Origin of the sequence: Pseudomonas sp. Pseusp88, from assembly GCF_047303955.1 — a bacterium.
GTDB lineage: Bacteria > Pseudomonadota > Gammaproteobacteria > Pseudomonadales > Pseudomonadaceae > Aquipseudomonas.
This window is the reverse complement of the sequence record NZ_JBGLYM010000007.1, coordinates 190,290-208,713: the sequence shown is the minus strand read 5'-3', so window position 1 is coordinate 208,713 and position 18,424 is coordinate 190,290. Positions and strand designations below refer to the sequence as shown.

At 54.4% G+C, this 18,424-nt stretch carries 17 protein-coding genes; 13 read left to right on the top strand and 4 right to left on the bottom strand.

What is annotated here, in order from left to right; translation table 11 throughout:
• Positions 1-98: 98 nt before the first annotated feature.
• The 3 genes from ACCD02_RS12290 to ACCD02_RS12280 all read right to left on the bottom strand — a co-directional run bounded on the left by ACCD02_RS12290 (position 99) and on the right by ACCD02_RS12280 (position 6,855).
• Positions 99-3,947, bottom strand: a complete 3,849-nt coding sequence (locus ACCD02_RS12290; RefSeq protein ID WP_413301704.1) for a tetratricopeptide repeat protein — start codon at positions 3,945-3,947, stop codon at positions 99-101.
• Positions 3,948-4,447: 500 nt separating this feature from the next.
• Positions 4,448-5,821 carry an IS1182 family transposase gene (locus tag ACCD02_RS12285; protein ID WP_413301702.1) on the bottom strand — a complete coding sequence of 458 codons (1,374 nt, stop codon included), beginning with the start codon at positions 5,819-5,821 and terminating at the stop codon, positions 4,448-4,450.
• A gap of 257 nt (positions 5,822-6,078) precedes the next feature.
• Positions 6,079-6,855 carry an MBL fold metallo-hydrolase gene (locus ACCD02_RS12280; RefSeq protein ID WP_413301875.1) on the bottom strand — a complete coding sequence of 259 codons (777 nt, stop codon included), beginning with the start codon at positions 6,853-6,855 and terminating at the stop codon, positions 6,079-6,081.
• A gap of 91 nt (positions 6,856-6,946) precedes the next feature.
• Between ACCD02_RS12280 and ACCD02_RS12275 the strand changes: the two genes are divergently transcribed.
• Positions 6,947-7,915: a GlxA family transcriptional regulator gene (locus tag ACCD02_RS12275; RefSeq protein WP_413301700.1), complete on the top strand. Its 969-nt coding sequence runs from the start codon at positions 6,947-6,949 to the stop codon at positions 7,913-7,915.
• A gap of 601 nt (positions 7,916-8,516) precedes the next feature.
• Here ACCD02_RS12275 and ACCD02_RS12270 read toward each other — a convergent pair.
• A complete protein-coding gene (locus ACCD02_RS12270) occupies positions 8,517-8,792 on the bottom strand; it encodes a hypothetical protein (RefSeq protein WP_413301699.1) in 276 nt (91 codons plus the stop codon).
• A gap of 34 nt (positions 8,793-8,826) precedes the next feature.
• On the opposite strand from ACCD02_RS12270, the gene ACCD02_RS12265 reads away from it, so the two are divergent.
• From ACCD02_RS12265 to ACCD02_RS12210, 12 genes are all read left to right on the top strand, one after another.
• Positions 8,827-9,138, top strand: coding sequence for a hypothetical protein (locus ACCD02_RS12265; RefSeq protein ID WP_413301697.1), 312 nt, complete (start codon positions 8,827-8,829; stop codon positions 9,136-9,138).
• A gap of 245 nt (positions 9,139-9,383) precedes the next feature.
• On the top strand, positions 9,384-10,103 hold the full coding sequence (locus tag ACCD02_RS12260) for a hypothetical protein (RefSeq protein ID WP_413301695.1): 720 nt from the start codon (positions 9,384-9,386) through the stop codon (positions 10,101-10,103).
• Positions 10,104-10,111: 8 nt separating this feature from the next.
• Positions 10,112-10,837: a TIGR03759 family integrating conjugative element protein gene (locus ACCD02_RS12255; protein WP_413301693.1), complete on the top strand. Its 726-nt coding sequence runs from the start codon at positions 10,112-10,114 to the stop codon at positions 10,835-10,837.
• A complete protein-coding gene (locus tag ACCD02_RS12250) occupies positions 10,822-11,400 on the top strand; it encodes a lytic transglycosylase domain-containing protein (protein ID WP_413301691.1) in 579 nt (192 codons plus the stop codon). The genes ACCD02_RS12255 and ACCD02_RS12250 overlap by 16 nt, the downstream gene beginning before the upstream one ends.
• The gene (locus tag ACCD02_RS12245) at positions 11,397-11,909 is read left to right on the top strand and encodes an integrating conjugative element protein (protein ID WP_413301689.1); all 513 of its coding nucleotides are present in this window, start codon (positions 11,397-11,399) and stop codon (positions 11,907-11,909) included. The genes ACCD02_RS12250 and ACCD02_RS12245 overlap by 4 nt, the downstream gene beginning before the upstream one ends.
• Before the next feature lie 8 nt (positions 11,910-11,917).
• Complete coding sequence (gene traD / locus ACCD02_RS12240; protein WP_413301687.1) at positions 11,918-14,077, top strand: type IV conjugative transfer system coupling protein TraD; 2,160 nt, start codon at positions 11,918-11,920, stop codon at positions 14,075-14,077.
• Positions 14,078-14,093: 16 nt separating this feature from the next.
• Entirely contained in the window at positions 14,094-14,843 is a 750-nt protein-coding gene (locus ACCD02_RS12235) for a TIGR03747 family integrating conjugative element membrane protein (RefSeq protein WP_413301685.1), read from the top strand.
• Positions 14,844-14,912: 69 nt separating this feature from the next.
• Complete coding sequence (locus tag ACCD02_RS12230; RefSeq protein WP_413301683.1) at positions 14,913-16,376, top strand: UvrD-helicase domain-containing protein; 1,464 nt, start codon at positions 14,913-14,915, stop codon at positions 16,374-16,376.
• A gap of 118 nt (positions 16,377-16,494) precedes the next feature.
• Positions 16,495-16,989 (top strand): hypothetical protein, encoded by a 495-nt coding sequence (locus ACCD02_RS12225; RefSeq protein WP_413301681.1) that lies wholly within the window; start codon positions 16,495-16,497, stop codon positions 16,987-16,989.
• A gap of 408 nt (positions 16,990-17,397) precedes the next feature.
• Positions 17,398-17,697, top strand: coding sequence for a DUF4177 domain-containing protein (locus ACCD02_RS12220; RefSeq protein WP_413301679.1), 300 nt, complete (start codon positions 17,398-17,400; stop codon positions 17,695-17,697).
• Between the two features lie 123 nt (positions 17,698-17,820).
• On the top strand, positions 17,821-18,180 hold the full coding sequence (locus tag ACCD02_RS12215; protein WP_413301677.1) for an RAQPRD family integrative conjugative element protein: 360 nt from the start codon (positions 17,821-17,823) through the stop codon (positions 18,178-18,180).
• The gene (locus ACCD02_RS12210; protein ID WP_259111261.1) at positions 18,177-18,416 is read left to right on the top strand and encodes a TIGR03758 family integrating conjugative element protein; all 240 of its coding nucleotides are present in this window, start codon (positions 18,177-18,179) and stop codon (positions 18,414-18,416) included. Before ACCD02_RS12215 ends, ACCD02_RS12210 begins: the two co-directional genes overlap by 4 nt.
• Positions 18,417-18,424 lie beyond the last annotated feature (8 nt).

Here is an 18,424-nt window from a genome sequence, read left to right as displayed (position 1 = left end):
GACGGGCAGGAGTCGGCCATAAGCAGACGCTCACAAGCGATCGTTAATGGCGAAAAGCAGACCATAAACGAGGCTACTCATTGTGGTTATCAAAAAAATTATAATTCAATATCTTTTCTTCGAAAAATCTCAACCATCCATATAGGAAACCGCCCTTGATTTAGAGTACGGTGGTGCTCAAGCTTTTCACGCCATTTAACAGTTGCAACGTTGGAGTCAGCGTTTCTGTCGGATAATGCTGCCAGTATTAAAAAAGCCCATTTAAAGGAGTGCTGCTGAGGAACATCTAACGTCACCCAGTGATTCAGTGCAACTTTCACCGAGTCTGGATTGTCCGTTATGCAGGATATCAAGAAATATTTATTAAAGTCTAAGCTGCGCTGATGGCGCTCATTGTCAACAATAGGCGTAATATCTTCCGGAAGAATAGCTAAATTTAGATCAGAAGCCAGCCAACTCCAGAGCGACAAGGCTAATCTAGCGTTTTCTAGCTCAAATTTATAGCGTGAAAGCTTAAATTCGGCGAGCTCCTCATAAATGGCCAAAGCTTTTTTTTCTTGAAGCGCAGCTTCAGCTAGTTCTCCACGTTCTGCCAAATGCAATGCGTAATTGTTTATTGAGTTACCAAGGTGAGGCTTGTATCTCTCAGGCTTATCTTCCGCCAGTTCGCACATTATATCTAAAGCCTTTCTTGAAGCCTCAAGCCCCTCTTCGAGCCGGCCTAAAACAGTCAAGTATGCGGCGTAATTATTTAGCGAGGAGGCCATGTCATATTTATATTTTTCAGATTTGGCTAGCGGGAGTTCTTGATAAATAAGCAATGCCTGCTTTGCCGCCTCCAATGCCTCTTCAGTACGACCGAGATCGTCAGAAAAGTTTGCAAAATTATCGAGAGCAGTTGCCATTCTAGGCTTAATAGTTTCCGGATCAGATAGCATTAGTTCTTTGTAAATAGTCAAAGTGCTCACTATCACCGGCAACGCGTCTTCCGTTCTCCCCAACATAGCCAGACGAATCGAATGATTGTTGAGTGCCATCCCTAGCCCTTGTTTGAAGCGCGCAGGTTTAGTTAAAACAAGTTCATTAAAAATATTTAGGCACTTCTCAGAAGCTAATAATGCATCGTCATGGTTACCTTTACGCTTTAAAGCAAGCGACAAAACGGACAAAGCTTCAGCATGCTTCTCAGAATTATCTAGCGATGGTTTTTTTAGACATAATTCTGCTACCTTATTTACGTTACTATCAGCTATGAGAGCAGCTAAATCAGCCAAAGGAAAATTTTCATACCTGAAACGCGGGCCAAGAACACCAGCCACCTGCCACTGATGAGTCTTAGGGAGACGTAAAAATGCTCTCTCGATAGTTAGCGGCAACTCACTTGGCGTTTCGATACATACTGTTACTAGGTCGTCAGCACAATTCATGAAGTTTTTTACAAGTACATCTTCAAGCACAGTTGAAATGTCTGTACGGTTGCGTAACAGTCTCGCGAGCACAGTAAGACATGCTTGACGCACACGCGACCCTCCTTTGCTTAAAACTGTATCGAGCAAATCTGCTCCGCCGAATCCTAGCAAAGTCCCTGCAACCAGCGCCTCACCTATTAAGTCTGGACGTAAACCTTGTAGACCTTGGCGGTCGGGATAAAGTGGGCATAAAATTATAAATATATCTTTCAGATAACGTTTGTCCCCGCCCAGATGCTTCCATATTTCCTCTATTGAGCGCACGGTAGCGATACCATTGCTCAACGTAGCAAGCGTCATTAGAAGAGCCGCCTCTCGCTCAAGATTCCTGCCTTCGGGGCCCAAAACATCCAATGCCCTTCCCCAATATCGTCTTTCATGATTAATAAGAGCTCGGGGAAGTGCTTCGGCCGATTTTGGGCGTTCTCCACGCAAGGCCATCAACGCAGCCATTTGAATATAAAGCGGGAGTGAAAAATGCGCATCATTAAGATTGGGAAGATGCTCGGGTGGGTTAATCATTAGAACCCTAGCGAAAGTGCATAATGCTAGTTGGTAAGCTTCTCTACGCTCAATCTCGCTATTATGTAATTGAGGCATGAGGAACGGACCGCTACTGGCAGGCCCATCCAGCAGAGACTCACAAATTGAATCTTTTGCTGGCAGTGCACCCCACCACTCTCCACCATCACGCGCGAGTAAAAGCACCCTAACTATTACTTTGCTTTTGCGCTCCAATAGCGATTTAAGTAATGCAAGCAACAGTGACTGACGGGTTTCAGCATAGTCAATCACAATGCAGCAAGGCTTATTAGCAGATTCTATCGAACTCAAAATTTTCGATGTCTCACTGGTTGTGCACTCGCCAGTTAAGAAACCCGCATACCAGCCCAGCTCCACTACTCGTCTACAGAGTTCCAATGCAAGCCTCGTTTTACCTACACCACCAGCTCCAGTTAAAAGACGAACCGATAGGGGTTCTTGGCTAGATAGTGCCCAGTCGATTTGCGCTTCCAAGAAAGGTTCTGCGCTGGAGTCAAAGGGCACGATCGCTTCTTCAGCACGCAGTAATCTGCTATCACTCAGGCCGCTACCCGGTCGCCAGCTAGGAGTAGGGAGTTCAATTAATTTATTATTTTGGCCTTGAGACAGTGGTGCTATATTTTTTATATCAATTGAGCCAGCAACAACTTCCAGCTTTTCCTCTACAGTCCAACCTAATGCGTGAAAAACCTGTCTTGCACAATTAGCCCATGTAAAGTTATTGCTCATAACCTCGCGTAAGCGAGCCGCTTTTTGCCGCGCCTCTAAAGGATTCTTAGCAACACCAATGACTGCTTGGGCTAAGGATTCGACGTCTTTTTCTAAAAAAAATGGCTCGCTACTGCTACCTTTCACATCGATTTGTATTACACAAGAAGTATAGACGCCGTCGTCGAACTCCTTAAGCATCCTGAATGCACCGCTTTTTGTACTAATAATGAGTGGTACACCAGCAGCAATTGCTTCCCACGCAACTAATCCAAAACCTTCATGCCAAGAAGGCATCATAGCAACGCTAGAGCTCCTTAAGTCATCAAATAATGATTGTCGATCTGTAGTGAAAGGTAATGCGTGTAAGTTAAAAGCACGACCTGCGTACTCTTCTGAAAAGCTCCTGAGATTCGCCTCGGCTTCAGCATGCTGGCCACTGTGACTTTTTTCAAAGTCAATGCCGCGCAACGTAAGCATTGGTTCGTTCTCTCCCCGTAGTGCATCAGGTAGCCCCGGGATTTCATCAGCTTGGCGGATTGCATCTGCAAACGCTGCAACACCTAAATGTGCCTGCTTAATTCGTTTCGCATCGTCGCTGAGCCTGCCGCTTATAAAACCTCTAAAATTTCGCGGGGCGGGTTTTGCTATGATGTCCGGCAATCCGGGAATTAGCACGGTTACAGTTGGATCATCCCTTATGTCAGTGAGTGCATCACCTAAAAGAGGTCCGACAGCCATTACTATGTCTGCACCTTGGAATAACTGTTTTTGTTCGGTTTCTTTCCTTTTGGCAGTATCACTATTTTCAGCAAAGGCTTCGTAACGACTGTAGCTCATATGATGAATTACAGCTGATTGCCCTCCGCGCTTTTTGCTGGCAGCGCAAGCAACTGCGCCGGTGATGCGATCGTGTCCCAACCATATCGTCTGTCCAGGGAAAAGTGGTATTTGATTCGTTTCAAGTGCGTGCCAAGAATCATCTTCTAAATCAGACGAAAATGTATCTTGGTCGGGGCGACCCAGCGAGATTAAAGTCACCTGCTCAGCGTGGGCGCTTCTCTGCTCTGCCTCAGTTGCACTTAAAACCACACAAACCGTTACGACTTGCTGATAAAAAGCAGCTGCGAAGGCACTGACTAGATCCTGATTAAAACTATTGATGCCTCCAAACTGGGTGCCCCAGCGAGTGGCGAAAGCTATCATCGTTTTTTTAGGAGAACTCATGTCGCACCGTGGAAAAGCTGCTTAGGAACGCCTAGATTACATGGATTTTCTCTACGCATAAAAGTACCAGCTCGCTTTTGACACCTCTGAATGTAAAAAGCCGTTCTGGACGTATGTGAAAAATGACGATCAGCCGTGAGCATGATATTGCTTTCACCTTGATCGTTCTGAAACACCTCAAGTAATTAAACATCAAACAAGATGATTCTTTACCACGGTCCAACTGATCGCTTTTTGACCAATTATGGTGGATCACGAATGGGGGTGTGAATGGCCAGACGCTGACCATAGCAGGCTGCTTCTGGCCGGCAGCGGTCGCTTGCCGATGTCCGCTTCTGGCCGATTCTGTTGAAAAAGTCGGATTTTCAAACTGGAAGATTTCGAGATTGATCGTCTCTTCAGAACCTGTTCACCACGTTGCGTGGCTTTTCGGTTCTGCGTTGATCGATGCAGCTTGGTCGATGGGTTGATTTGAAGGTTTTTGCTGATTCCAGGCGTACCTATCCCGTAGTCGGTGGCCCTTGAGAGGTCAGTTTCGCCAGTCGTCTTAAATTCTGTACTGCAGCGGCCAAGGTAAATTCGTCGTTCGCACCGGTCATTCCTCGTAGTCGCAACCGGTCCAGTTTCAGGATTCGTTTGAGGTGAGCGAACAACATTTCGACCTTCTTGCGTTCATGGCGAGAGCACACGTATTGAGGTGTCTTGGCGATTCTCCGCGCTACATCGCGGGCTGCTTCATGGACGCTGCGTGCGATTTTTCTAAATGAAGTGTTCGGGCAGCAGCGCTCTTTCATTGAGCATGTAGCACAGTCGATTTGCCGGGATCGGAAGATGATGGTGTCGGCTTTCGTGACATGTGAGCGCTGGTTCTTGAAGGCTCGCCATTCGCTACGCAGCGGGTGTCCGGTGGGGCAACGATATTCCTGCGCTTCATCATGCCATTGAAAATCGCTGATCGAGAGGCTCTCGTTCTTACGCTCGGTTTTGTCCCATACCGGTACATGTGGCTCGATGTCTTTTTCGTCGACCATCCAGACCAGCATCGGTGCGATTCCATAAGCGGTATCGCCGATGAGCCGATCCGGCTTGATATCGAAGTGTTCTTCGACCCGCTCGATCATGGTCTTGGTGCTCTCGACCTCGGCGGTTCGATGAGCCGGGGTCGGCTCCACATCCATGATCACGCCATGCTCGACATCAATCAGATAGTTCGTCGAGTAAGCGAAAAACGCCGGGCCTCCTGGCGCTGCGGTCCAACGGGAAAGTGGATCAGTCAATGACAGGCGCTTGGGCCGTGCTTCGGCCAAAGCTTCTTTATCCAGCGCTTCAAGGTACTCACGCACGGCGCGAGTACTCAGCGACGGATCGCGCCAGTTGGCCTCTTCGTTGCCGGGTACGCCACGTTGCCGACTGGCATCTGCCTTGATGATGCTGGCATCGACAGCAAACCCTTCACCCTTGACCAGACCTGCGTCCATGCAGCGACGCAGTACCTCATTAAATAGCCAGCGAAACAGCGAGCTGTCACGAAAACGACCGTGGCGGTTCTTGGAAAACGTAGAGTGATTGGGGACTTCGTCTTCGAGGCTCAAACGACAGAACCAGCGATACGCCAGATTCAAATGAGCCTCTTCGCACAACCGACGTTCGGAACGAATGCCGTAGCAGTAGCCCACCACCAACAGGCGAATCATCAGTTCGGGATCAATCGATGGACGCCCGATTGGGCTATAAAAATCGGCGAGATAATGGCGCAGATCGCTTAGATCGAGGCATCGATCAATACTGCGCAGGAGGTGATTGGCTGGGATGTGATCTTCAATGTTGAACGAGTAAAACAGTCTCTCTTGTCCGTTCGACAATTGTCCCATCATGCTGCGAATCCTCCCGCTGGCCGATGACCTGATTTTGCCGCGAGCCAGGCAGGAGATCTACTTTTTCAACAGAATCGGCCGTTCTCTGCCGGTCGTCACTAGGCGTGTGCTGGTCAAGTCGAATGCAAACGGTTGGTCAGCACGGATGCCATTGACTGGTCAGGTCCAATGAAGATGGGTGCTCAAATCCATGCAATTACGCACTCGGTGAGTGATTCGGAGAAGCACGTTACGGAGGATTGAGAGCTTGGCTTTTTCTAACTCAAATCCAGCACCTGCCCATCGACTGGAATAAGTAACCGGCGCGCGACACCCGCTTCGGTCGCCGCATTAGCCAGCCCCTCACGGGTGACGGGACAATGACTGATGGCCTCCAAGTGGTTCGCGACAACGGTCCCCAGGCTGAGCCTAGTGAACTCGAGCACATCATTCACCCCCATGATGACGTCGTTGCCAATGTCGAAGCGCGCCCCTCCGGCAGGAACAACACTGACCCGAGGCTGATGCTGCAGCACGAAGTCGCGAACGGTGGGCGTCAGCACAGTGTCGCCAGCCAAATAGAGACTGGGCTCACCGGGTATTTCGATCAGATAGCCAACGCCATGCTCCATCAGCCTGCCGATCATGCCCACTCCATGGGTGCAGCGGACAGTGCGAATCCAACCGCCCAGGAACGGGCTCGGCGCCGCGTGATCATCCGGTAGCGGCTGCACGTTCAAGCCCCGCTCCGCCAGATATGGCGCGTCATGCGCAGTGCAGATGATCGGAATATGCCGCTCCTTCAGCCAGCGCTTGGCCGCCCGGTCCAGGTGATCAAAGTGCCCTTTCTGACAGTGCGTGATCAAGCAGTGGGTCACAGACTCCAGCGCTTGTGCCGCTGAATCCGGCAGCTCGACCAGCGGATTTCTCTGCCGTGCGGAAAAAACCCGCAACGGCGGAAGCGCGCCTTTGCGTGCGAGCATCGGGTCGACCAGGATGCGATGGGGACCCAGTTCAAGAATGATGGTTGCGTTGCGGATCTGCTGAATCTTCATCATGAAGCCCTCCTCAGGCATGGCTTCATGGTGCCAATTCGCAGCGTCGGCCATAATGGCAGAATAAGACACAATCAATTCATTTACTGCCATGCCCAAAACTCTTCAGATCGGCCTTCTCCTCTTCCCCGGCTGTATGCCAGCAGGGCTGCTCGCCTTTTCCGACATGCTGCATGCCAGCAATCGACGGGCCGGACTCGCCCTCTTTGAAACTCACTTTATTGGGGCGCACAGGGGCCCTGTTGAATGTGCGCACAGCCTGGTCCTGCAAGCCACACATAGCCATTCCGAGCGTGCGCTCGATGCCATCCTGATACCAGGCTTCTGGGCTGAGTCCGTGCAACATGTCGAGGCAACCCTGGCGGCCAATGCCGACCTCATTACCGCCCTGGCAAGGCTCGGCAAGCGCTGCAAAGTTTGGAGCTACTGCGTGGGTGTCTGTTTGGCAGCCGCCAGCGGCTGCCTTAATGGTCAACCGGCGACCGTGACCTGGTGGCTGGCGGACAGCCTGCGCAAGCGCTATCCCAAAATCGGCTGGCAGAACGAGCAGAGCAACATCTTTAACGAACGCAATGCCACGGCGAGTGGGGTCAACGGCTACCTGCCGATCGCCCAGTCGCTGATCGAGCGCTATGTCAGCGCCGAAGTATTCCGCGACCTCACCAAGCTGATGGTTCTTCCGCGCCCCGCGCAGTCACATGACGCTTTCCAAGCCATCAGCCTCATTGAACAACCCAGTCCGCTGCTGCGACGAATGCACGCCCAAGTGGAAAGGCTGCCCGCCGAGCAGATCACCCTTGTGAAGTTGGCGCACGAGTTAGGCATATCCGAACGGACACTGGCACGCAAGGTCAGGGACGAAACAGGAGTCGCCGCGGGTAGCTACGCCCGTCGTATCAAACTGGGCCAGGTCGGCGAACGCTTAACCCTGACCTCAGCCCCTGTTAGTACAATCAGTGCTGAGCTCGGCTTCAGCAGCGACTCCAACATGCGCAGGATGTTCAAGGAACTGACCGGTTTCACTCCCGCGCAGTATCGACAGCGTTTTGCTCGCTATTAGTGCAAGTCGCAGGCCTTGATACACACATTCTTCCGCTCAGGAACAGGCATACGAAACGGCTTCCCGAGAAATGGGGCGATTGCCGGGATGTCCCATTTCGGCCGGAACCGTACAGTCATTAATGTCCGTTTTGGGTTGATTCTGTTGAAAAAGTCGGCTTCGGTTTCCCCGGCAGTAAAGTACGTGCCTGAGATTGAAATCTGTGTTTTGCGCAAAAGGTTCAGGACGTGGATTTCACGTAGCAACGTGCAAAAGAGGTGTTTTCACCCATCAGTATTCGAACGTTTCGGGCAAACCGACTTTTTCAACACAATCGGTTGGAAGCGGTCGTTCATGAATGACTGCTTTTGGCCGATTGTGTTGAAAAAGTCGGTCCTTCCAGATTGCTCACATACTGGCTGCTGAGAACGCCTTTTTTGCGCGCATCTATGCGAAATCTGAGCCCGGAATCCTCTGCTAAAAGTAAAGATTTCAATCTCAAGCGCGTACTTTTCTGCCGTTGAAAACATGGCCGACTTTTTCAACAGAATCGGCCGTTAGCGGCCCTCCGCCAACGGTTGCTTTGGGTCGACTGCCGCCCGGTGCGAAGGGGCACACGGTGTCATTTTGGTCGTCGAACTGGTCCAATGTCTGCGACTTTACTGTTTAAACCGTCCTTGACAAAAACAGTGATTTTTCCGACCCTGCCAGGGTGATTTTCTGTCGTTGACAGCATCATCCCAGGCAGTTCGGATTTCATGACTGCGGCGCCTTGAGGCGCTAATCCATCCCCAAGTTCGCCCAAGCATTCGGAGGCGCGAACGGTCGTATGGCAGTGCCAGACGATGAATGCATCTTGTTCAAAGCCATTTTCAACCCAGCGGGGATCACTCCCCATGGGTGGTGTTTTCCCGCGTATCTGGAGAAACACCATGCACACCACCTACAAGCTCGACTCCTACACCGAAACACTATCGTCATATCGGCGCCTCCTTGAAGCCAATCCTGGCTCAGCCCTGGTCATCAGCAGTGACTGCGTGGCCCTCCTTCATGATGGCCATCTCTGCGCAGCCATACTCAATGCTCAGCCTCATGGCTTCAGCGTCGGTGTCATTTTCGAGTTCTGCGAAAGTGGCTGGGATAGGGAGAACGACTGCTGGGAAAATGCTGGATCGCCCAGCGAAACGACGTCCTGCATCAGGCATCCCCGGTTCATATCGATTGAATCAGGGCAACTGCTCTAACGCCCAGTGACACGCCTTCATTTCACCCGACGGGAAAACACTTCCCGTTGGGTGGTGTTTTCCTCAAGCAAAGCACTGCAATGCCCCATCGACCGTACATACCCTAGGCCTGACCCCAGCGCTCCGCTTCCAAAACCCGCAATAGGCGCAGCGGTAATAAAACCCCTTTCGACCTGATATGGGTTTCCTGCTGAATTGTCTGAACGCTTTTGCGAAGGTGCCTCACATCGTGAGTGAGGCCATCCATGAAGCTGCCACTGCAAATTTCGCTAAGCAATCCCATCGTTCTGAAAGCCCTCTGCCTGGTCGGTTTGACGTGCTGGTGTGGGTATCAGCAATACCAGATTTACCACCTGACCACTGCGCTTGCGGGTACGGTGAACCAGGACAGCATCGGTTCGCTGATCCAGCGCATCAATAGTGTGGATGATCGGCTTGAGCAAAGCGCGAAGACGCCATTCGTCACGATGGAAGACTTCCGGGCCGGGCAACAGGCCTTGTCCAATCGCATCGATACACTCCAAACGCAGGTCAGACAGATTCGAGAGTCCACACAGCCCACCTCGCCCTCGGCTGCCTCGATGCTGGACATCGTTGCCCTGGAGGCGAAGTTTGAAGGACTGCAGGCCACTTTTCAGGACTTTGTGAAAACAAGGCCAAAGCCGACGCCAGCGCCCGTTCCCAGCAAGCCCGTTAAATCCAAAGCCCCTCCTGCGCGCAAAACCGAAGCCATCGCAAAACCTGTAGAAACCCCGCCACCGTTCACCGTTGTCGGTGTCGAGTATCGCGGCGGCGAACGTTTCCTTTCCGTGGCGCCACCTGGCAGTACACAGCTCAGCCAACTTTACCTGGTGCGACCCGGCGACACGGTTGCTGGCAGCAACTGGCGTCTGAACGGCCTGGATGACGGGCGCGCCCAGTTCAGCATCAACGGCACATCCCGAACCGTATCTCTCAAGCCCTAGAGGTCTCTATGCATCGTGTTTCCCTACGCATTTTAATCTTGGCCGGGTTGACGGGCCTCTGGTGGAACCAGGCGCTGGCTGACTCTGGAACAGCCTCCGTTCGCAATTCGCCCAACTCGACCATCAACTTTATCGAAGGACCCGCCGAAGCACGCGCCCAAGAGTGGAATCTGGATAAGCAGGAATGGCAGCGTTACCAGGGCCTGATGCAAGGATCCCGAGGGATTTACTCGCCAGGCCTCGATCCGTTGACCGCCTTGGGCATCGAGGCCAGGAATGATGAAGAGCGCCGGCATTACGCCGAACTCCAGGTACAAGCCGAAGCCCAGCGCACCGCCAAAGAACTGGCCTACCAACAGGCCTACGATGAAGCGTGGAAACGCCTTTACCCGAACCTGCTGCCCATCCAGCCTTCCGGATCAGGCTCTGCGGGCACTGCCCCTCGGGCAAGCGGACGCCTGGCTGTGTTCGTCAAAGCCGACTGCGTGGACTGCGCGCAGCGGGTCAAGGCATTGCAGGCCCGGGGGCAAGAATTCGATGTCTACATGGTCGGCAGCCAGGGCGATGACGCGCGGATCCGCGCCTGGGCAATTCAGGCGAACATTGACCCAACCAGCGTGCGCAAACGTCAGATAACCCTGAACCACGACGCGGGCCGCTGGCTGAGCCTTGGCCTGGGCGGCGAGTTGCCTGCTGTTGTACGTGAAGTGAACGGGCAATGGCTGCGTCAATGACCGCAGCATGGCTGTCCCGCCTGGCGGGCGCGGCGGTCCTGTCGTTTCTGCTAACTGCTCAGGGTAATGAGCTCCCGCCGCCTGCCTATCAGCTCGCCGCATACTCGGCGGGCATCCCCTCCGAGGTGCTGTACTCCGTGGCGCTACAGGAGAGCGGCACCTACTTACGGGGCCGTAAGAGAATCTTGGTGCCGTGGCCCTGGACGCTGAACGTTGCCGGTGCGGGCTACCGCTTTGCGACGCGGGATGACGCCTGCAGAGCATTGCTGATCGCCGTCGCCACTGTGGGTCCGAAGAAAGTGGACTCAGGGCTTGGCCAAGTGAACATCGGCTGGAACGGGCAACGTTTCTCTGAACCCTGCGAATCCTTGAATCCCTACACCAATCTGAGAGTGGCCTCCCAGCTCCTGGCCGAGCATTACGCAGCCACTGGTAACTGGATCGCAGCTGCCGGTCGTTACCACCATCCAGCGGGAGGTCCAGCGGCCGCGCGCTACCGCAAATTATTCGCCGAACACCTCAGTCGGGTGACCGGCATCACTCAACTGGCGGGCAACCCATGAACAAACTTCTCAAGCTGACCCTGATCACATTGATGGGCATGACGACGCTACCGCTGTATGCATCACCGCTGATCGTGGTCGACGACCGAGGCGGTGACTCAGCATTACCCTATTACCGGGAGCTAAACCCACAGCCATCCGCCCCCGTCACAACTTCGCCCATCGGCAAACTGGACGTTTCGAGGGCTCAAGGCCTGCCGGTGAGTTCGACACGCTTATCGCCAGGCCTAGTTCAGGGCCGTGTCATTAATGCGCCTGGCCTGACGCCATTTTTCCTGGTCGGGGACGACGAACAATCACGGCTCTGGCTGACTCAGCACGCAGACGCGCTCCGGCAAATGCAGGCAATGGGCCTAGTGGTCAACGTTACGTCCAGCCAGCGCCTGGCGGTCATTCAGAGCTGGATCACCGGAGTTCGTATAGCACCAACACCGGGGGACGATCTTGCTCAGCGTCTGGGCCTGGAGCACTACCCGGTTCTCATCACCGCCACTGCGATTGAGCAATAGGAGGTCTGATGGCCACCGACTATGCGATTGACTCCCTCCTTCGACCGGCAGTAGAGCTCTACACCGTTGCGGTGTGCGCCGCTGGAGCATTTCTCTGTGTTTTCGCACCCTGGGCATTTGCACTCACCCCTCTGTTTGGAGCCGTAAGCGCGGCAGGTTTTCTGGTCCTGGGCATCGTGCGATTGAAGCAAGCCTCGCGAGTGTTGCGGTACCGAAGAAACATTCGCCGGCTACCTCACTACACCATGACCAGTAAGGAAGTGCCGGTCAGCAATGAGCGGCTTTTCATTGGCCTGGGCTTTCGCTGGCAACAGCGACATACCCAGCGGCTCATGGACACCTATCTCCCTCAGTACGCAAGCTATGTGGAGGCCACGCCACTGTTTCGAATGGCCCGTCGCTTCGAGCAGCGAGCGGAGTTTGCGCCCTGGCCGATCAAGGTGCTGGCCAGGGCGACGTCGTGGGATGTGCCGATCAATCCCATGCGGCCGCTGCCACCGGTCGGTGGGTTGCCGCGCTTGCATGGCATCGAGCCCTACGAGGAGAACGTCTCTCTGCCCCTGAGCGAGCGGGTAGGCCATTCAATTGTACTGGGCACCACCCGGGTTGGAAAAACCCGTCTGGCTGAGCTGTTCATCACCCAGGATATTCGCCGTAAACGCAATGGCCAGCACGAGGTTGTTATCGTGTTTGACCCTAAAGGCGATGCCGACCTCCTCAAACGAATGTACGTCGAGGCCAAGCGGGCTGGCCGTTTGAGTGAGTTCTATGTTTTCCACCTGGGCTGGCCGGATCATTCGGCACGCTACAACGCCGTGGGCCGATTTGGTCGAATCTCTGAGGTGGCCACCCGTATCGCGGGTCAACTGTCCGGTGAAGGCAACTCTGCGGCGTTCCGCGAGTTCGCCTGGCGATTCGTCAACATCATCGCTCGGGCGCTGGTGGCGCTCGGCCGTCGACCTGACTACCTGCAGATCCAGCAGCACGTGATCAACATCGAAGGCATATTCGTCGAGTACGCGACCAAGTACTTCGCGGAGAACGATCCCAAGGCCTGGGACAGCATCGTAGCGATTGAAGGCAAGCTCAACGATAAGAACATTCCGTTCAACATGAAAGGCCGCCCGTTCCGAGTGGTTGCGATAGACCAATATCTCTCGCAGACCCGGGTATCAGATCCAGTCATGGACGGCCTGCGCAGCGCGGTCCGTTACGACAAGACCTACTTTGACAAGATTGTGGCATCCCTGCTGCCGCTTCTGGAAAAGCTGACCACCGGACGCATGGCTGAGCTGATTTCGCCCGACTACCAGGACGTCAACGACCCGCGCCCGATCTTCGACTGGATGCAGGTCGTCCGCAAACGCGCCGTGGTGTACGTCGGCCTCGATGCGCTGTCCGATACCGAGGTGGCCGCTGCAGTGGGCAACTCCATGTTCTCCGACCTGGTCTCGGTGGCCGGCCACATCTACAAGTTCGGTATCGACGACGGATTACCAGGTGCCATCGCGGGCTCGAAGGTGCCGATCAACCTGCACGCCGATGAATTCAACGAACTGATGGGCGAAGAGTTCATCCCCATGATCAACAAGGGCGGCGGCGCTGGCATGCAAGTGACGGCCTACACCCAAACCATGAGCGACATCGAGGCGAAGATCGGCAACAAGGCCAAGGCCGGTCAGGTGATCGGTAACTTCAACAACGTGTTCATGTTGCGCGTTCGTGAAACGTCCACGGCAGAGCTGCTGACCAATCAGTTGCCCAAGGTGCAGGTATTCACCACAACACCGGCCAGCTCGGCCAGCGATGCCGCGTCGGGCGAAACGGCATTCACCTCCAACACTCATGACCAGGTCAGCTCGGTCAGCGTGCCGATGATCGAGCCTGCCCACGTCGTCGGACTGCCCAAAGGTCAGTGTTTCGCGCTGATCGAGGGCGGCAACCTGTGGAAAGTCCGCATGCCTCTGCCGGCGAACGATCCGGATGAAGTCATGCCGCCGGATTTAAAAGCCCTGGCCGAAAGCATGCGGCAGACCTACCAGGTGGGCAAAGTGGGAGACAGTGGCTGGTGGGAAGCCCCAGGGTATCGATCTCTCACTGAAGCGCTGCCCCAGGACCTGATTGAGGACTTCCAGCAAATCGCCAAGCCCGATGACGCGGCCGCTTGAGTAGGAGACGTAACTCATGGCTGACGTGGCCGAAAAAGCGCAGCAACAGCAGGTCAGGGAACAGACCTGGTTTGGCTCCCTGCTAAGCCTGCCCTTCCGTTTCATCGGTGTGATGTTCCTCTCACTCGGCGGCGCGATCATCGTCGAGTGGCTGTGTCTCTATTTCTTTTGGCCGGAGGCTGGTTGGCATCACTCCCAGGGCATGCTCGATCACGAGCTTGGGTGGCTGTCTCAGGGGTTTCTGCAAAGTGTAATCGTCCAAGAACCCGGGCACACCGCCAAGTGGCTGGTCCAGTTTACCTATGACTGGCTGGTAGTGAAGACGGGCCTACTCGACTGGCTGACCAAAATGACCGCCTATGCCCAGCACGGGCGTCCTGGCGGTGGATTTGACTTCACCTATGAGCTGGCATGGGTGGTCACCAAGGTCCAGGACTATGGCCTGGCCGCACTCTACACCGCACTGGTGTTTTGCGTGCGCCTGGTCATTCTCACCCTGGCGATCCCACTGTTCGTGATGGCGGCATTTGTCGGGCTCGTCGACGGGCTGGTACGGCGGGATCTGCGGCGCTTCGGTGCTGGCCGAGAATCCAGTTATCTGTACCACAAAGCGCGCTCGACCATGATGCCCCTGGTGATCATGCCCTGGTCGCTCTATCTGGCTCTGCCTTTCAGTGTCAGCCCATTACTGGTGCTGCTGCCATGCGCTGCGCTTCTGGGGCTCTCGGTGAGCATTACCGCTTCCAGTTTCAAGAAGTACCTGTAATCCCATTCTCCAGCAGCTGCAGGGGTCTATTGATCGCCTGTTAGTGCGCAAAAATTTGTGGTGATGAGCATGAAATGGACCGATGAACAGACTCCGGCAATTCAGTCACAGGCCAAGAAGCTTCTGGTGCAGGCCTATGCCGGTACCGGGAAAACCACGATGCTGGTCGGCTATGCCGAGGAGAAGTCCTCAATGCGCATGCTTTACCTCTGCTACAACAAAGCGGTAGAGATGGCGGCGAAAAACCGCTTCCCGCGCAATGTCACCTGCAAAACCGCCCACGGCTTGGCTCACGCCGTCTATGGCACTCAGTACAAGCACAAACTGGCAGGTAATCTGCGGCTGACCGATATCGCGCGCACGCTAAAGATCCAGGATTGGGAGTTGGCCAAGGACGTTGTGTCGATCTTGAACGTGTTCATGGCCAGCAAAGACATGTCATTGAACAGCGCTCACCTGCTTCGTTTCCAGAACAATCGAATGCTCACTTCCGCTCAGCAGGACTATCAGACCAAGGCCGTCAATGCAGCGAAAAGCATCTGGGCACGTATGGTGGATCTGCAGGATCGCAGCGTATCGATGACCCACGATGGCTATTTGAAGCTCTACCAGTTGAGTAAGCCGGATCTAAGTCAGCGCTTCGATGCCGTGCTACTCGATGAGGGGCAGGATGTTAACCCGGTCATTGCGGACCTGGTCCAGTCTCAGAAAATTACCCAGGTCACAGTGGGTGACCGGCATCAGCAGCTCTATCGCTTCCGCGGCGCAGTGGATGCTTTGAGCGGTCCCTGGATGCGAGATGCTGAACACCATTACCTGACCAAGAGCTTTCGCTTTGGCCCAGCGGTGGCCCACGTGGCCAACATCATCCTTTCTTTCAAAGGTGAAACGATCCCTTTGCAGGGCCTTGGCCAGCCTACCCAGGTAAAGCGAAAGTTGCCGGAGGATCTGCCTCACCAAACGTTTCTGCACCGCACTGTCAGTGGCGTAATCGAAAATGCACTGAGCCTGGTGAGCAAAAATCATCGGATGCACTGGGTCGGAGGCATCGACAGTTACTCATTGCGCGACCTCGAGGACCTGTTCTACTTCAGCCGTGATATCAGGGACAACGTGCAGAACCGCAAACTGCTGACGGACTACCGTGACTACGACCAATACGTCGTGATTGCCAAGGCGACCCAGGATCCTGAAATGCTGCGGTCAATCAGGATCATTGAGGCGTATCCGGATCTGCCGGCGCGCATCGATGGATTGCGACAAAGCTCCGTCACCAACGAGCTGGACGCCACGGTCACGCTGACTACCGCGCATCGAGCCAAAGGCCTTGAATGGGACTTTGTGTGTCTGTACGAGGACTTCAGCGCAGACCCTCTGTCACCCGACATCGATGCGGCAAAGCGCGACGATGAACTGAATCTGCTGTACGTGTCGGTTACGCGGGCGATGAAGATCCTGGCGGTCAACTCTCTGGTCATCGACATTATGCAGCGGTTCAAGGACAACAAAGCCCTCATGGCTGCGGCAAGGTAAATGGCTGAGTGTTTAACTTTGTCCCAGAACTGTACGTGACTGTTCGTCGCGTCTGGTTTTAGACGTGTCACAATCATGACGGTCAGTGTCTATCGTCCACCATGGTCTGGATTCGGTTTTGTCTGAACTGCTCAAACTCAAAGAAAACACACTTGTAGCCCATCCTGACGGCGGGTTTAGCTTTGGAACAATTCCTGACATGCCGAAATTCGGCTTGCCGGGCGGTGAGGTCTATTTGCGCGTGGGTGTTCACCGCCGCGTAAACAGCGGTTTTGGTGTAATTCACATCTGGGAGGCTCATCAACCGGATTTGCTCAAGCAAGGGTGTGCCGCCATCGACGCAGTGGCCGGATTCATCGCAAAAATGATTGTTCCAGGAGCGCAAATCTACTGTGAGTTCAAAGAACAACGTGGTGGGAACCGCATTGCGGTGTTGAGGACATCGGCAGGAACACTGATCCTTGAACCTCGTCACGAGCGTACTACCGGGTTTGGCTATTACGTAGTGACCTGGTATCCCCAACGTCGAGCGCATGGCACGTTGGTAGGTCAGATTCCGCGACCGATCAAACCTGATCTCACAGCACCTGAACCAAAACCAACAGACAAATGAAAAAGGCGCCCATAGGGCGCCTTTTCAATGTTCTAGAGGAGTAGTCGCAGCGATTCTTTAGCTCCCAGTCTTGCGACCTTGGGTTCAGAATCCGACCGGCTATGCCCGTCGTCACTACTTCAGAGAAACCAGCTTTCTCTGCTGCCAGAAATGCGGGGGGGCTTTTGCTGGTGCCCAGTCCCGACGAATGCGCAGTTGCAGTCCTCAATAACAAGGATATACAAGGTGACACTTGTGTCAACCAGATTTGAGGACGGCCACGAATTCCGCAGCCCCCAGTGCCCCCAACATGGTCCGAGTGGATCCATCTGTCCCTGAAACCCTAAACAACACAAAAAAGGGTTTCGCCTTGCTGTAGCAGGCCATCGACTGCAAGCCTGCCTCAACCCAACTTGCAGCCGGTGCCACATGACCTCATTCGAATACACCCACGCTTTCGTACCCCTCCCTTACAAGACCGTCACAAGCGGTCTGCTCTTCAAATCAACCAACGAAACCACTGAGCCGGACATTCAGGCCTACCTGAACAGTCCTGAATCCCTGGCCGTGCTCAATCGTCATGGCCTGGAAGGATGGGAGCTGGTGAGCGCTCAACCGATCAACCGTGGCCACGACCAGGTAGGCAATCAAAACGCTCAAGGTTGGGCATTTGGCTATGCGCTAACCATCGGCTTTTTGCTGCTCTTCAAGCGCTCACAGGCCCGCTGATTGTTCGTGTATACAGGCGCAATTAAACCCTCTTGGACCTGATAAGGGTTTCCTGCTGATTCAAATCTGGCCTCTGGTCATGCTGTGGACATTGCCCCGCAGCAGGATACAGAGGCCCCCAAATTGAAAATCACTTCCCCGAAGAAAACCGGCTCGTTGCTATGCAACGTGTGCATGGCCACCTTGATCGTCGCCAGCCTTTTCTGCGTGAGTCAGGCCCAAGCCGCAGGCACTGCCTCCGAGCAAGCGAACGTCGAAGTCATGATTCGCGAGCTCAATGCGCTCGAAGCTGTTGCGCGGCGCAGCGGAGAACTGCCAAACGATGGGTCCCAGCGTTATCACTTTGACTACCAGCGCCTGGCAGGCGATGTAGCGCGTATGCGCCAAGGCCTGCAGGACTACCTCTCGCCGTCACGGGCACAGCCCAGAGACACCACCGAGCTGTCGGGGCACTACACCACCAACAGCGAACGTCAGCCATGACGATGTCCTCTGCCCAATCCAGCGCGTTCCAGACCGCAGGCGGGTTCTCCGCTGCCGACAGCAACGTCTTGTGGGTGGGGTTGGCCGTCGTCGTTACCACGCTGTGGGGAGTGTGGGTGTTCCAGAGCATCTACCGCGGATGGTCGACACGCAACCTCGATCAAGCTGCGGCAACCGCCGGAGTCATCCGCTGGACCCTGATGTTCATGATCATGAGTTTCATGCTTTTGCACTGACCTTTAGG

Coding starts and splice junctions, on each gene's coding strand:
- ACCD02_RS12235 (WP_413301685.1), top strand. CDS start 14,094: ATGGCTGACGTGGCCGAAAAAGCGCAGCAACAGCAGGTCAGGGAACAG.
- ACCD02_RS12270 (WP_413301699.1), bottom strand. CDS start 8,792: ATGGGGAGTGATCCCCGCTGGGTTGAAAATGGCTTTGAACAAGATGCA.
- traD (WP_413301687.1), top strand. CDS start 11,918: ATGGCCACCGACTATGCGATTGACTCCCTCCTTCGACCGGCAGTAGAG.
- ACCD02_RS12265 (WP_413301697.1), top strand. CDS start 8,827: ATGCACACCACCTACAAGCTCGACTCCTACACCGAAACACTATCGTCA.
- ACCD02_RS12275 (WP_413301700.1), top strand. CDS start 6,947: ATGCCCAAAACTCTTCAGATCGGCCTTCTCCTCTTCCCCGGCTGTATG.
- ACCD02_RS12285 (WP_413301702.1), bottom strand. CDS start 5,821: ATGATGGGACAATTGTCGAACGGACAAGAGAGACTGTTTTACTCGTTC.
- ACCD02_RS12255 (WP_413301693.1), top strand. CDS start 10,112: ATGCATCGTGTTTCCCTACGCATTTTAATCTTGGCCGGGTTGACGGGC.
- ACCD02_RS12245 (WP_413301689.1), top strand. CDS start 11,397: ATGAACAAACTTCTCAAGCTGACCCTGATCACATTGATGGGCATGACG.
- ACCD02_RS12210 (WP_259111261.1), top strand. CDS start 18,177: ATGACGATGTCCTCTGCCCAATCCAGCGCGTTCCAGACCGCAGGCGGG.
- ACCD02_RS12280 (WP_413301875.1), bottom strand. CDS start 6,855: ATGAAGATTCAGCAGATCCGCAACGCAACCATCATTCTTGAACTGGGT.
- ACCD02_RS12290 (WP_413301704.1), bottom strand. CDS start 3,947: ATGAGTTCTCCTAAAAAAACGATGATAGCTTTCGCCACTCGCTGGGGC.
- ACCD02_RS12250 (WP_413301691.1), top strand. CDS start 10,822: ATGGCTGCGTCAATGACCGCAGCATGGCTGTCCCGCCTGGCGGGCGCG.
- ACCD02_RS12230 (WP_413301683.1), top strand. CDS start 14,913: ATGAAATGGACCGATGAACAGACTCCGGCAATTCAGTCACAGGCCAAG.
- ACCD02_RS12220 (WP_413301679.1), top strand. CDS start 17,398: ATGACCTCATTCGAATACACCCACGCTTTCGTACCCCTCCCTTACAAG.
- ACCD02_RS12260 (WP_413301695.1), top strand. CDS start 9,384: ATGAAGCTGCCACTGCAAATTTCGCTAAGCAATCCCATCGTTCTGAAA.